Raw genomic sequence first — 13,779 nt, forward strand, 5'->3', positions numbered from 1 at the left:
CTCTCCGGAAGCGAAAGCCATATCATATTTGCATAAACTCTGCAGAAACAGATATTTTTCTCTCTAAAAGGGCTATGGCGTAATAGAGAAAATTTCAAGGAGACCTCTTATGCCGCGCCCACTTAATCACGCTGACAGCGCCCTGAACGCTGCAAATCTGCTGCCGCTCACCGAACGCTATGATGGTCCATTCTGGGCTTATGACGCTGATATTATTCGCCAGCGTATCGCCCAGCTACAGCAGTTTGACGTAGTGCGTTTCGCTCAGAAAGCCTGCTCTAATATCCATATTCTGCGTCTGATGCGTGAAGCGGGCGTGAAGGTCGATTCTGTTTCACTGGGCGAAATTGAGCGCGCGCTGGCGGCAGGCTATGTGGCGGGTGGCGATGAGATCGTGTTTACCGCTGACGTGCTGGATAAACCCACGCTGGCACGCATTGCCGAGCTGCGCATTCCGGTCAATGCCGGATCGGTGGACATGCTGCATCAGCTAGGCGAGCGCTCGCCGGGTCATCCGGTTTGGCTGCGGGTTAATCCAGGTTTTGGCCACGGACACAGTCAAAAAACCAATACCGGCGGCGAAAACAGCAAGCACGGTATCTGGCACAGTGACTTGCCGCAGGCGCTGGACGCTATTCAGCAGTACGATCTGCAACTGGTCGGCATTCATATGCATATTGGTTCCGGTGTGGACTATGGTCATCTGGAACAGGTATGCGATGCGATGGTAAGCCAGGTTATCGCGCTGGATCGGGATATCACGGCGATCTCTGCCGGCGGCGGGCTGTCGATCCCTTATCGTTACGGTGAAGAGGCGATCGATACGCAGCACTATTACAGCCTGTGGCACAGCGCGCGCGAACGTATTGCGGCGCATCTGGGCCATGCGGTGAAATTAGAGATCGAGCCGGGGCGTTTCCTGGTGGCCGAGGCAGGGGTTCTGGTTGCGCAGGTTCGGGCGGTAAAAGAGATGGGCAGCCGCCATTTTGTGCTGGTGGATGCAGGCTTCAGCGATCTTATGCGTCCTTCGATGTACGGCAGTTACCATCATATTTCACTGCTTTCTGCTGACAGCGCTGCTGCGCAAAGAGAGCAGCGTGAAACCGTGGTGGCGGGGCCGCTATGTGAATCGGGCGACGTCTTTACCCAGCTGGAAGGCGGCAAGGTTGAAACCCGCCTGCTTCCGGCAACGTCACCGGGCGATTATCTGGTGTTCCATGATACCGGCGCGTACGGCGCATCGATGTCTTCCAATTACAACAGCCGTCCGCTGATCCCGGAGGTGCTGTTTGATGGCGACGAGGTGCGCGAAATCCGCCGTCGCCAGACCATTGAAGAGCTGCTGGCGCTGGAGCTATAAACAGGGGCCGTTTCTGCTGCGCTAGCGGGAACGGCCTGCTTTTTACGCCAGCAGCTCTTTACGCAGCAATACAATCTCTTCTGCCAGATCCCGGCAGAGCATAGCGTTCATCAAATGATCCTGCGCATGTACCAGGATCAAGGTCACCGGTAACTTTCCTTCGCCCTCATCAGCCCCGATCAACTGCGTTTGAATACGATGCGCTGCTTTAGAGGCTTCCGCCGAGGCAGCCAGCGCTTCGTCCGCCTGCTGCCATTCACGTCGGCGCGCTGCCTGAATAGCGCTCATCGCATGAGAACGCGCCTCACCAGCGTTAATCAACAGTTCCATGATGACCTGTTCAAAATCCATACTCACCTCGATTATTGGTATACCAGATTTGAGTTAATTATCTTATTGGAATACCAAATAAGCGAACTGCGTTAAAGCTCACAGAAAAAAGCGTGCATTCGGCTAATTTTGGTATGCCATATCAGGGAAGGGTTGGGTTGTCACAACAGGACGATTACTCACTTACCCTGAGGTTATTGCTTATGTCTCTACAGGATCGACTGATTGACTCGCTGGGAAGCTTCGCCACGCGCTTTAACAGTTATCGCTATATTATGGCGATCAAAGCCTCTTTTATTACGCTGATGCCGGTCATTATCGTGGGCGCTTTTTCAGTACTGATCTCCAATATGGTACTGGATGCTAAAAACGGCCTGGCCAGTTTCCAGGCACTCTCTTTCCTGGCCGATCTCAAACCCATCACCACCAGTATTAACTACGCCACGCTCAGCTTCCTGAATATCGGCGCGGTATTTTTAATCGGTATTGAGCTGGGGCGGATTAACGGCATCAAAACGCTGTTTCCCGGCCTGCTGGCGGTAATTTGCTTTATTGCCGTTACGCCGACCACGCTGCAGATGATGGTCGACGGGCAGATGCGGCTGGTGACCGATGTGCTGGCGAAGCAGTTTTCCGATACCAAAAGCCTGTTTCTCGGCATGTTTATCGCCATCTTATCGGTAGAAATTTACTGTCGGCTGGAGAATGTCGAGCGGCTAAAAATCAAAATGCCCGATACCGTACCGCCTAATGTTTCCGCCTCTTTCTCCGCGTTGATCCCGGCGATCATCACCGTGTCGGCTATCGCCACCTTCGGCTTTATTTTCCATCGGGTCAGTGGGCTCTACCTCTACGATGCGGTTTATCGCGTGGTGCAACAGCCGCTGGAATCGGTGGTGCAGAGCCTGTGGGGCATTTTACTGCTGATGTTTGTCGCTCAGCTGTTCTGGGTGATTGGCATTCATGGCAATCAGATGATTAAACCGATCCGTGAACCGCTGTTGCTGGGAGCGATTCTGGTGAATATGAACGCCTTCGAGCAGGGAAAAGAGGCACCCAATATCATTACCATGCCGTTTTGGGATGTCTATATGAGTATTGGTGGCTCTGGCCTGACCATCGGCCTGCTGACGGCGGTGATGCTGGCAACCAAACGAAAAGAGATGCGCGAGATCGCCAAGCTTTCGTTTGGACCAGGGTTGTTTAATATCAATGAGCCGGTAATTTTCGGCATGCCGATTATGCTGAATCCTATCCTGGCAATTCCTTTCATTATTACGCCGCTGGTAACCGGCACCATCGGCTATTTCGCAACGCTCACGGGGTTTGCGGGTAAAGCAGTGGTGATGGTGCCCTGGACCACGCCGCCGATTATTAATGCCTGGCTCTCTACCGCCGGTTCAATGGGCGCGGTGGTAACTCAGCTGGTGTGTATTGTGGTTTCGGTGCTGATCTATCTGCCGTTTGTCAAAATTGCCGCACGCCGCGCCGAAGCCGCCGAGGCAAAAGCGCTGCAGCAGCCAGAACTGGCACAGCCTTAAGGAACCGGGATGAGCAAAGTCACTATCGATATTCCCGCCGATTTTATACTGGGCGCGGCGGCGTCCGCCTGGCAAACCGAAGGCTGGCACGGTAAGAAGGCGGGGCAGGACTCTTATCTGGATGCCTGGTATCAGCACGATCGACATGTCTGGCATAACGGCTACGGCCCGGCGGTAGCGACCGATTTTATCAATCGCTACCGGGAAGATGTGGCGCTAATGAAAGCCTGTGGGCTGACGCACTATCGCACCTCCATTAACTGGTCGCGCTTTCTGCTGGATTATGAAACGGCGGAAGTGGATGAGGAGTACGCCCGCTATTACGACAACCTGCTTGATGAGATGGAGGCCAATGGCATTGAGCCGATGCTCTGCCTGGAGCATTACGAGCTACCGGCGACGCTGCTGGAAAAGTATGGCGGCTGGGGCGCGAAAAAGGTGGTGGATCTATTTGTTCGCTACGCAGAGAAGGCGCTTGCGCGCTATGCCCATCGGGTTAAACGCTGGTTTGTGTTTAACGAACCGATTGTAGTGCAAACCCGCGTATACCTTGACGCGCTGCGCTGGCCGTATCAGCAATGTACTGCGACCTGGATGCAGTGGAATCATCATAAAAATCTGGCGACCGCGCGCGTTGTGGCGTTGTTTCGCGCCGGAGGCTGGCCGGGCAGCATCGGAACGATTTTAAACCCGGAGGTAACATGGCCGCGTTCCGGCGCGCCGCACGACAGATATGCCGCAGAGATGTATGACCTGTTCTATAACCGGGTGTTTCTCGATCCGGCGATCAAAGGCGAGTATCCGCCAGCGCTGCTGCAGCTGTTAGCACAGCATCAGGTTGCGTGGGAGTACAGTGATGAAGATTTGGCATTGATCGCGGCGCATCGCGTCGATGAAGTGGGGTTGAATCTTTACTATCCGCATCGGGTAAAAGCGCCGTCGCGCGCCTGGCATACCGAAACGCCGTTTCATCCCACTTATTATTATGAACCGTTTGAGCTGCCGGGCCGCAGAATGAATCCGTCACGCGGCTGGGAAATTCAGCCACGCATTGTGGCGGATATCGCCTGCCGGATGCGTGATGAGTATGACAACTTTCCGTGGTTTATTGCAGAAAACGGCATGGGAATTGAGAACGAAGCGCGTTTCAGAAATGCACAGGGCGAGATTCAGGACGATTACCGCATCGATTTTATCGCTGAGCATTTATATGAAGCATTGCTTGCCCGTCAGGCGGGCATTAACTGTCGGGGCTATATGCTCTGGGCGTTTACCGATAACGTTTCGCCAATGAATGCCTTTAAAAATCGCTATGGCCTGATTGAAATCGATTTAGAGAATCAGCGTCAGCGACGCATGAAGAAGTCAGCGCACTGGTTTCGCCAGCTGCGCGATAGCCGCCAGCTGACCCTGACGCTGGATGATCAACCCCGGTAAGGAGCCGCAAATGAAACGTATCATACTGGCCTGCGCCGCAGGTATGTCGACCTCAATGGTGGTGACGCGCATGGAGAAAGAGGCGGCGGCACGCGGCCTGAGCTACCAGATTTATGCTATTCCGGAACAAGAGTTGCGTGAGGAGCTACAAAACTATGCTGGCGAGGTGGCCGTGGTGCTGCTGGGGCCGCAGGTACGTTTTAAGCTGGAGGAGAACCGCAAGCTGACCGATAGTCATCGGATCCCGATCGCAGTGATCGATACGCTGGCTTACGGCACGCTAAATGGCGCAAAAGTACTCGATCAGGCGCTGGCTTTGATAAACTAGCGACGTGTTGCCATCTGTTGTTACCGGTTAATCAGGCGCTACGGGATGGTGTAGTCAACGGACTAAGGGTGATGAAGTGGATAAGGGCGCAGCGCCGCAAGAGAGAAAGCAGTACCAGGAGATTGGCGAACATTTGCGCCAGCAAATTGTGGCCGGGCTTTATCCGGTTGGCTCACGCTTACCGCCGGAGCGCCATCTTGCTGAGACGTGGGGCGTGAGCCGAACGATCGTTCGCGAGGCGTTGCTGATGCTGGAGCTGGAGGGAACGGTCGATATTCGTCAAAGTTCTGGCGTGTATGTGATGCGTATTCCCAGCGCCAGCAGCGATGAAGAGGAAGCTTTTTTCCGCAGCGATGTCGGCCCATTTGAGATGTTGCAGGCGCGTCAGCTGCTGGAGAGTAATATTGCCGCTTTCGCTGCGCGCATGGCGACCAAAGCCGATATTGAGAATTTACGCCGTACGCTGGAACAGGAGCAGCGCGCAATTGCGCTGGATGATACCAGTCAGGATAACGATCGCTTGTTTCATCTTTTATTGGCGGGTGCGACGCAGAATCAGATGCTGATGGATACGGTAAAAAGTATCTGGCGGCATCATGAAAATAATCCACTGTGGCAGCAGTTGCGCAGGCATATTGAGACGCGCAGTTACCGTTTGAAGTGGCTGAGCGATCATCAGACGATTCTGGCCGCTTTGCGGCGACGCGATGTGATGGGAGCCTGGCAGGGCATGTGGCAGCATCTGGAGAATGTGAAGAATACGCTAATGGAGCTGTCGGATGCCGATGCACCAGATTTTGATGGTTATCTGTTTGAGTCAGTGCCAATTTTTCAGGGTAAGCTGGTATGAGCCGCTGGCATATTGTTCCGTTATCTGAGGCTCCGCAGTATCAGCCGCAGCTGGTGGAGTGGCTGTGGCAGGCGTTTGGCGATCAGCAGAGCCGCGCTTTTTTCGCCAGCGTGATAGAGAGCAGCGTGCGCGGTGCTGATTTCCCGCAGACGTTTGTGGCGCTGGATGGCGTGCGCCCCGTGGGGACGGTAGGCGTCTGGCGTTGCGATTTGATTAGCCGTCAGGATCTTTTCCCGTGGCTGGCGGCATTGTATGTGGATGAAAGCGCGCGCGGAAGTGGGTTAAGCGCGGCGCTGCAAAGTTATGCTGAAGCCTGGTGTCGGGCACGGGGTTTTCCGGATCTCTATTTGTATTCGTTGTGTGCGGATTATTATGAGCGTTTTGGCTGGCGTTATATCGGCGATGCGTTGGATTATCCGGATGTGGTGGTTCGCTTGTATCACAAGGCGCTGTGATAAGCGTTAGCGCGCGGGGTTTCAGTTCGTTCGGTCTCTGGCTGAGTTTAGGGTAGTTTCAGTCTGTTCGGCGGCTGGCTGAGTTTAGGGTAGTTTCAGTTCGCTCAGCGGCGGGCAGGCGCTGCGTAAAGACGTCGTGAACCCATCCCTGGGGACTCCGCCGCGTCATCCCTGACGCGGAGGCTTTACTCCGCTACCTGCCCGCCGCTTCACTTGCTCTTGTGCCTTTTGCTGCCGCCTCACTCGCTCAGCACCGTATTGGGTCGGTGTTGAACATTAATTACTTGTGCATATAATAAAATTCAACTTCATATTCATTGTCGCTTAAAACTATCACTCGATCAGGAGATGTAAAGGCTAATGAAAAATCATACGTCCCATTTATCGAAAATAGACTCAATATGAAAGCTGATAAATCTTCAACACAAAGAGATATACAAACTTCCCCTACATAGAATATATTGCAGTTAATGTTTTTTTGCACATTCAGAGTACTTGCGAACAAACTAATTAGGGAATTAATATTCAAAGGGATATTAAAAGATTTCCTTTCAATAAAATTATCAATTTTATTTATCTCCTTTAGCATTTTTCGATGCCATACGAAGTCATCCTCATGTAATAACGATATTTTAAAGGAAGTCACACCATTCAACTTAGTAGCGTAACTTTTTGCTTTCGTTAAATTTAATTTGTTTTGTAAACTAATTTTCATAATAGATATGATGATCGTAAGTTGCAGGGTCATTAATTTTCTGATACCTATCACTTTTGAAATCGTATGTTATAGGATCAGCGCCAGGTTTAGGTTGCCCTGCGTGTGCGTGAAGTCCAGTTGCCCTTGGGTCTGCCGTGTGTTCAACAACAACCTTTTTATGTCCGTAAGCATCAGTATATTCATAATATCGCCCATGCGAGCTTAAATCTTCTGAATATTTGTAATTGGTTTGACCTCTTCGTTCAGGATCGTTTCCAACTTTCCATTGCCTGTGAGGTTGCTGAGAACGAGGAATGTCAGCAAGATCTTTTGCTTTATTTAATGCCTGGCGACGATTTCTTGATTCGCCATAAATAAGATCAAGTGGATCGCTAAGACGAGTGCGCTTTCCTGAAACTGCCCCCGGCTGATTTATCTTTTGCTGCCCTGATAATGCCTCCAGCTCCCGGGCGGTGTTTAGCCGCCTTATTCCCAGGATGGATGCCCCGGCAATGGCCACGCCCCTGGTGGTTTCATTCAGCACCTGATTATAGCCCGCAGGCGCCTCCCCACCAAGTTGTTCAGCCGTTTTACGGAACCCCTCAACGTTACCGTTGTAGATACCGCCTGCGGCCAGTAACCGGCCAACGTTTTTACTGTTAAGGGTATGGTAAACAGCCGGCTGGCTTCCTCCCCTGAGCTGCCCTGAAGAGGTGGGAGTGGGTTTTCCACCAGAATACCGGTAGTCGCGCTTACTCACCGCAAGATTGAACGCGGCGATGATGCTGTTTGCCCCGTCAAATCTGAACAGCGTCTTATCCCGGCAAATAAGCATGCCGTTATCGTCGATGTAAAACAAACCGGCGGGCAGCACAGAGACATCATTCAGGCAGACAACCTCACCACGCTCCGTCAGGGCTTTCAGTTGTTCCTTTGAACGCCTTCCGTATTCGGGAAGCGTTGCGGCAAGCGGATGGGCGGATTTGGGGAAGATGTTGACGATGTAGAGCGAATTGTTCCAGCGGTCATCAAACCGGTAGTCCTGTTCGATGTGTCGCCATGCCGCAAGAGGGCTGATAATCCGTTCAAATGATGCAGGGGCAAGGGTATCCCGTGACAGGCAGATAAGGCGGTTCCCTGGCAGACTCGCTCCCATATTAAACATCCTGTTTAATTTATGTGCGCGGGGAGTTTACGCTATGCATGAACAAAAAAACAAACATCTACTCATTAACGTCAGGTAGATGCTTGTTCTGTTGGCCCTGAGTGATAGTCACTGTTATTACATTCTTTTTAACCCGGCGGGCTAACAGAATGCCTGCGCACCAGCGTGGGGTTAAACGTATTTGTCACTTCCGGCAGCGGCTGATTATTTGCTAACGCTAATGCCAGCTCGGCAGCCTGCTGCGCCATCGTCACAATCGGGTAACGGATGGTAGTTAAACGCGGGCGTACATAGCGCGACACCAGCACATCATCAAAGCCAATTAACGACATCTCCTCCGGCACGCGAATGCCATTATCGCTCAGCACGGCTAACGCACCCGCCGCCATCGAATCGTTATAACAGGCGACGGCGGTAAAATTTCGTCCGCGACCTAACAGCTCTGTCATCGCCTGCTCGCCGCCCACCTCGTCCGGCTCGCCAAATGCCACCAGCCGATCGTTACAGGGCAAACTGTGCTCCTTCAGCGCATCGTAATAACCCTGCAAACGCTCCTCGGCATCGGAAATCGTATGCGTCGAACAGATAAAGGCGATCTGATCGTGGCCCTGCTGAATCAAATGCCGCGTTGCCAGCCAGGCGCCATAACGATCGTCCAGCGCAATACAGCGCTGCTGAAAAGCAGGCAAGGAGCGGTTAAGCAGCACCATGCCTGGCATCTGCTGCATCAGCTTCTCCAGCTCCTCGTCAGGGATCTTCTTGGCATGTACCACCAACGCCGCGCACCGATGACGCATTAGCTGCTCAATCGCCTGCCGCTCTTTAACTTCATTATGATAACCATTACCAATCAGCAAAAAATTGCCGGTCTGCCAGGCAATCTCATCAACGGCCTTCACCATCGCACCGAAAAACGGGTCGGAAACATCACCAACAACTAAACCTATGGTCTCCGTCGACTGCTGCGCCAGCGCACGCGCGTTAGCGTTCGGGTGATATTGCAACTCCTCCATCGCGCTAAACACCGCCAGACGAGAATTTTCACTGGCCTTGGGCGAATTATTGATAACGCGAGAGACGGTGGCGACAGAAACACCCGCCAGTTTGGCGACATCCTTTATCGTAGCCATGAATAGAGAACCTTCCGGGGTAAACGCTTACACATACCAAGAGTGTTGCGGAAAAGACCCACAAGTTCAACCGCACAGAATGTCAGCCCCGTCGCAAAGCGCGCCGATTATTGCGCTTTTATTTTTCATGCGGGAAAAGCTACTATGCCTCTCTTTACCTTTCGCTGACGCCTGCGCCCGCACGATGACGATCAAAAAAGTTCCACATCTCGCCCACTGGGGCGCCTTTACCGCCGTAACCGAAAATGGCCGCCTTATCGGCTGCGAACCCTTTTTTGCCGACAGCAATCCTTCACCGATGCTGCAAACCATCCCGCAACTGGTCTATTCGGACAAACGTATTCAGCAGCCGATGGTGCGTCGCTCCTGGTTAAAGGCGCGGGAAAACAGCGATCGCACGCTGCGTGGACGTGAGGATTTCATCGCGGTGGACTGGGAAACTGCGCTTGATCTGGTAGCAGAGGAAAATCAGCGCGTGCGCGAGCGTTACGGCGCCAGCGGCATCTTCACTGGATCCTATGGCTGGTCTTCAGCTGGACGGGTAAACCATGCGCGAACGCTGGTCCGGCGCTTTTACTTCAACGGCGGCGGCGGGGTTGATCAAACAGGTAACTACAGTTGGGGCTCTGCACAATTCTTCCTGCCTTATGTGATCGGCACTTATATGCCGCTGACCGGACGCGTAACCGACTGGCCGAGCGTTATCGAACATGCGGAAGTGGTGTTGGCTTTTGGCGGTCTTGCGCTGAAAAATGCGCAGGTTGCATCGGGCGGAGCGGGCGAACATACCCTGAAACCAGCCCTGAAGCAGCTGGCGCGAAAAGGCACACGCGTTATTAACGTCAGTCCGCTACGCGATGATTGTCCCGCCTTCCTGAATGCCGACTGGATCGCGATTCGCCCCAACACGGATGTTGCTCTGATGCTGGCGCTGGGTTATGAAATTGAACGCCTTGGCGCGGCGGATCGTGACTTCCTTGATAGTCACTGCGTTGGTTATCCGCAGCTGCGGGCGTATCTGCTGGGACAAAGCGACGGCATAGCGAAAACGCCGCAGTGGGCCAGCGCCATTACCGGCGTGCCGGCGGAACGCATCGCCGGGCTGGCGCGTCAGCTGGCGGGTAAACGCAGCTTTATCACCTGTTCCTACGCGGTACAGCGCGCGCATCGCGGTGAACAACCTTACTGGATGATGATTGCGCTCTCCGCCATGCTGGGACAGCCGGGCCTGCCGGGTGCGGGCTTCTCGTTTGGGCATGGATCCATGAACAGCGTAGGCAATCCCAGAATCGATACGCCTGCACCGCAGTTGCCCACCGGACCTAACCCGGCCGGGCTGGCGATCCCGGTTGCGCGCATTTGCGATATGCTGCTGCAACCTGGCGAAAGCTATGCCTTTCAGGGAAAAACGCATCACTATCCAGATATTCATCTGATGCACTGGGCGGGCGGTAATCCTTTCCATCATCATCAGCAGCTCAACCGGCTGGTTGAGGGCTGGCAGCGGCCAGATACGATTATTGTGCAGGACATTGTCTGGACGGCGGCGGCGAAAATGGCCGATATCGTCCTGCCAGTGACCACTACCCTTGAGCGTAACGATATTGGCGGATCTTCGCGCGATCGCTATGTTTTCGCCATGCATCAGGCGGTTGCCCCACAACATCAGGCGCGTAACGATTTCGATATTTTCGCCGATCTGGCGGAGCGCCTCGGCTATCGCGAGCGCTTCACTGAAAACCGTAATGAGATGCAATGGATCGCCCATCTTTACCGGCAGTGCGGTGAAGCGCAGCAGCACAAAGGGGTGCAGTGGCCGTCATTTGAGCAGTTCTGGCAGCGCGGCTATGCCGAAGTGCCAGCCAGCGAGCGCGACTATGTTTTTATGTCTGACTTTCGCGCCGATGCTCAGGCCAGCCCGCTGAAAACACCCAGCGGAAAAATTGAGCTATTTTGTCAGGCTATTGCGGATTATCAACTGGACGACATGGCGGGGCATCCGGAGTGGCGCGCGCCGCAGGAGTGGCTGGGCAGTGAACAGGCGGATCGTTTTCCACTGCATCTGATCTCTGTTCAGCCCGCAGATCGCTTGCACAGCCAGCTTGATGCAACGCCAAACGTCCAGGCGAATAAAACCGCCGGTCATGAAACGCTGTGGATGCATCCGCAGGATGCAACGGCACGCGGCATCAGCGATGGCGATGAAATCGAGGTGTTTAACGCGCGAGGCATGATGCTGGCCGGGGTGCAACTGAACCCTGGCCTGGCACCCGGCGTGGTGGTCATCTCTACCGGTGCCTGGTTCGACCCGGGCTTTGGCGGAGCCTGGCAACCCTGGGATCGTGCCGGGAATCCTAATGTACTGACGCTGGATATTGGTACCTCGCTATTAACGCAGGGGCCAAACGCAATGTCCTGCCTGGTAGAGATCCGTCAGCGGAAAACATTGCAAAAGAGCTGATAAATCACATAGCTGGTTACATTTTGCGGGCAACTGTTGCGAATCATTGATAGCCGCCCCTCTCTGCCGCTTGGTACATTTTAAGTCCCAGAGGTATTGATGGGTGAACATCAACAAGTTTTTGATTACACCAACCTGCGCAGATGCGCAGGTTTTTTTTGCCCGCATTAAGGTCATGGACCATGCCCCGCATACAAAAATTTCTTGGAAAAGATCAGATTAAAGCGCCGTTCAATCCGTTTCGGTTTCGCCTTATTTGTCTGGGGGTGGTGGGGTGTCTGGCTGTTTTGCTGGCCCGTGTCGCCGATCTCCAGTTAATCAATCATCCAATGCTGGAACACGAAGCGGATCAGCGCTCGTTGCGTACCGTTACCCTGCCCACGAACCGGGGTACCCTGCTGGATCGCAATGGCGAAACGCTGGCGCTTAGCGTTCCTTCACGCGACATCATTGCCGATCCGCAGCGCGTACTGGAAGCGCAACCCGATTTCACCAGCCCTAAATGGCAATATCTGGCTAATGCGCTTAATCAACGCCCGGAACAGATACAGCAGCAAATTACCGCTAACCCGCATCGCCGCTTCCTTTATCTGGGGCGTAAAATCGAACTGGGCATCGCCAAAGATATCAGCAAGCTGCATCTGAAAGGCATCAGCACCGTTTATAACGACAGTCGGTTTTATCCGATGAGCGAAGCGGCGGCACCGCTTATTGGCATTGTCGGCGCTGATAACACCGGTCTGAACGGGCTGGAAAAAGGCTATGACAAAGTGCTACAGGGGCAGCCGGGCTTCGAGAAATATCGCCAGGATCGCGAAGGCAACATCATCGCAATGATCGATTATCAGCCGCCGAAACAGCCGCCTACCGTACAGCTCAGTATCGATAAGTTCGATCAGTACACGCTTTACAGCAAACTGCGCGATGGCGTGCTGCTGAATAAAGCCGATTCCGGTGCGGCGGTACTGGTAAAGATTGATACCGGGGAAATCCTTGGGATGGCCTCTTATCCGTCATTTAACCCGAACAACTATGCGGACGTCTCGCCTGCGCAGATGCGCAACGTGGCGATCAATGACAGCTTTGAACCCGGCTCAACGGTAAAACCATTGGTGGTAATGGAGGGGCTGGAGCGTGGCCTGGTGCGGCCTGATTCCGTGCTGGATACCACGCCGTACCGCGTTAACGGTCACCTGATCCGCGACGTTGGCCACTGGCCGCGCCTGACCATGACCGGCATCCTGCAAAAATCGAGTGACATCGGCGTATCGCACATTGCGCTGGCGATGCCGGCAGAAGCGCTGGTAAATACCTATCACGCTTTCGGCCTTGGCAAGCCCACCGGCCTTGGGCTGACCGGCGAAAGCGTCGGCTATTTTCCGCTGCATCGTCAGCGTTGGGCTGATATTGAACGCGCAACCTTCTCGTTTGGCTATGGATTACGCGTAACGCCGTTACAGATCGCCCGTGAATATGCCACGCTGGGCAGCTACGGTATTTACCGACCGCTTTCCATTACCAAAGTTACGCCGCCGGTACTGGGTAAACAGGTCGCTAATCCGGAAACGGTAAAAACGGTAGTGCATATGCTGGAAAGCGATGTGTTGCCGGGCGGCACCGGGATCCGCGCAGCGGTGCCGGGCTATCGGTTAGCCACCAAAACCGGTACGGCAGAGAAAATGGGCAGTAGCGGTAAATATGATGGCGGTTACGTTAACTACACCGCTGGCATTGCGCCTGCCAGCGATCCGCAGGTAGCTCTGGTGGTGATGATTAACCATCCAACCGCAGGCGATCACTTTGGCGGCTCGGTCGCCGCGCCGATTTTCGGCAACATTATGGGGCCGGTACTGAAACATATGAACATTGCCCCTGATGCGCTGGTAAACGCCGCCCCCCACTAATACATCCTTGCTCTTCGATATGATAAAAACCGTGCGGTCAGTTAGACCGCGCGGTTTTTTAAGCTGTCAGCGTTGAGTTCAGCGTGCCTTTGCTGCATGGTTATAACCAGTTTTTTCGGCA

General features: G+C 53.8%; 11 protein-coding genes. 8 read left to right on the forward strand and 3 right to left on the reverse strand.

Annotated elements, in window-relative coordinates; genetic code table 11:
- Window positions 1–109 precede the first annotated feature (109 nt).
- Entirely contained in the window at window positions 110–1,360 is a 1,251-nt protein-coding gene (lysA, locus tag B1H58_RS11105) for a diaminopimelate decarboxylase (protein WP_085070287.1), read from the forward strand.
- A gap of 42 nt (window positions 1,361–1,402) precedes the next feature.
- On the opposite strand, the gene B1H58_RS11110 is transcribed toward lysA, so the two are convergent.
- Window positions 1,403–1,711, reverse strand: coding sequence for a PTS lactose/cellobiose transporter subunit IIA (locus B1H58_RS11110; RefSeq protein WP_085070289.1), 309 nt, complete (start codon window positions 1,709–1,711; stop codon window positions 1,403–1,405).
- 182 nt (window positions 1,712–1,893) lie between these two features.
- On the opposite strand from B1H58_RS11110, the gene B1H58_RS11115 reads away from it, so the two are divergent.
- The 5 genes from B1H58_RS11115 (at window position 1,894) to B1H58_RS11135 (ending at window position 6,301) form a co-directional block, all read left to right on the forward strand.
- Window positions 1,894–3,231: a PTS sugar transporter subunit IIC gene (locus B1H58_RS11115; RefSeq protein ID WP_085070291.1), complete on the forward strand. Its 1,338-nt coding sequence runs from the start codon at window positions 1,894–1,896 to the stop codon at window positions 3,229–3,231.
- 9 nt (window positions 3,232–3,240) lie between these two features.
- Window positions 3,241–4,668: a glycoside hydrolase family 1 protein gene (locus tag B1H58_RS11120; RefSeq protein ID WP_085070293.1), complete on the forward strand. Its 1,428-nt coding sequence runs from the start codon at window positions 3,241–3,243 to the stop codon at window positions 4,666–4,668.
- A 10-nt stretch (window positions 4,669–4,678) separates the two neighbouring features.
- Window positions 4,679–4,996, forward strand: coding sequence for a PTS sugar transporter subunit IIB (locus B1H58_RS11125; RefSeq protein ID WP_085070294.1), 318 nt, complete (start codon window positions 4,679–4,681; stop codon window positions 4,994–4,996).
- 76 nt (window positions 4,997–5,072) lie between these two features.
- Window positions 5,073–5,846: an FCD domain-containing protein gene (locus tag B1H58_RS11130; protein WP_085070295.1), complete on the forward strand. Its 774-nt coding sequence runs from the start codon at window positions 5,073–5,075 to the stop codon at window positions 5,844–5,846.
- Entirely contained in the window at window positions 5,843–6,301 is a 459-nt protein-coding gene (locus B1H58_RS11135; RefSeq protein WP_085070297.1) for a GNAT family N-acetyltransferase, read from the forward strand. The genes B1H58_RS11130 and B1H58_RS11135 overlap by 4 nt, the downstream gene beginning before the upstream one ends.
- A gap of 704 nt (window positions 6,302–7,005) precedes the next feature.
- Here the strand turns inward: B1H58_RS11135 and B1H58_RS21025 are convergent.
- Together B1H58_RS21025 and galR are read right to left on the reverse strand one after the other, a co-directional pair.
- Window positions 7,006–8,154, reverse strand: a complete 1,149-nt coding sequence (locus tag B1H58_RS21025) for a DUF8093 domain-containing protein (protein WP_237172360.1) — start codon at window positions 8,152–8,154, stop codon at window positions 7,006–7,008.
- Between the two features lie 137 nt (window positions 8,155–8,291).
- Window positions 8,292–9,293 (reverse strand): HTH-type transcriptional regulator GalR, encoded by a 1,002-nt coding sequence (gene galR, locus B1H58_RS11150; RefSeq protein ID WP_085070301.1) that lies wholly within the window; start codon window positions 9,291–9,293, stop codon window positions 8,292–8,294.
- Window positions 9,294–9,477: 184 nt separating this feature from the next.
- Here galR and B1H58_RS11155 point away from each other — a divergent pair, with 184 nt between their 5' ends.
- Together B1H58_RS11155 and B1H58_RS11160 are read left to right on the forward strand one after the other, a co-directional pair.
- A complete protein-coding gene (locus tag B1H58_RS11155) occupies window positions 9,478–11,754 on the forward strand; it encodes a molybdopterin guanine dinucleotide-containing S/N-oxide reductase (protein WP_085072291.1) in 2,277 nt (758 codons plus the stop codon).
- A 182-nt stretch (window positions 11,755–11,936) separates the two neighbouring features.
- Window positions 11,937–13,658 (forward strand): penicillin-binding transpeptidase domain-containing protein, encoded by a 1,722-nt coding sequence (locus B1H58_RS11160; protein WP_085070303.1) that lies wholly within the window; start codon window positions 11,937–11,939, stop codon window positions 13,656–13,658.
- Window positions 13,659–13,779: the final 121 nt, after the last annotated feature.

It is taken from the genome of Pantoea alhagi, from assembly GCF_002101395.1.
In the GTDB taxonomy this organism is placed as follows: Bacteria; Pseudomonadota; Gammaproteobacteria; order Enterobacterales; family Enterobacteriaceae; genus Mixta; species Mixta alhagi.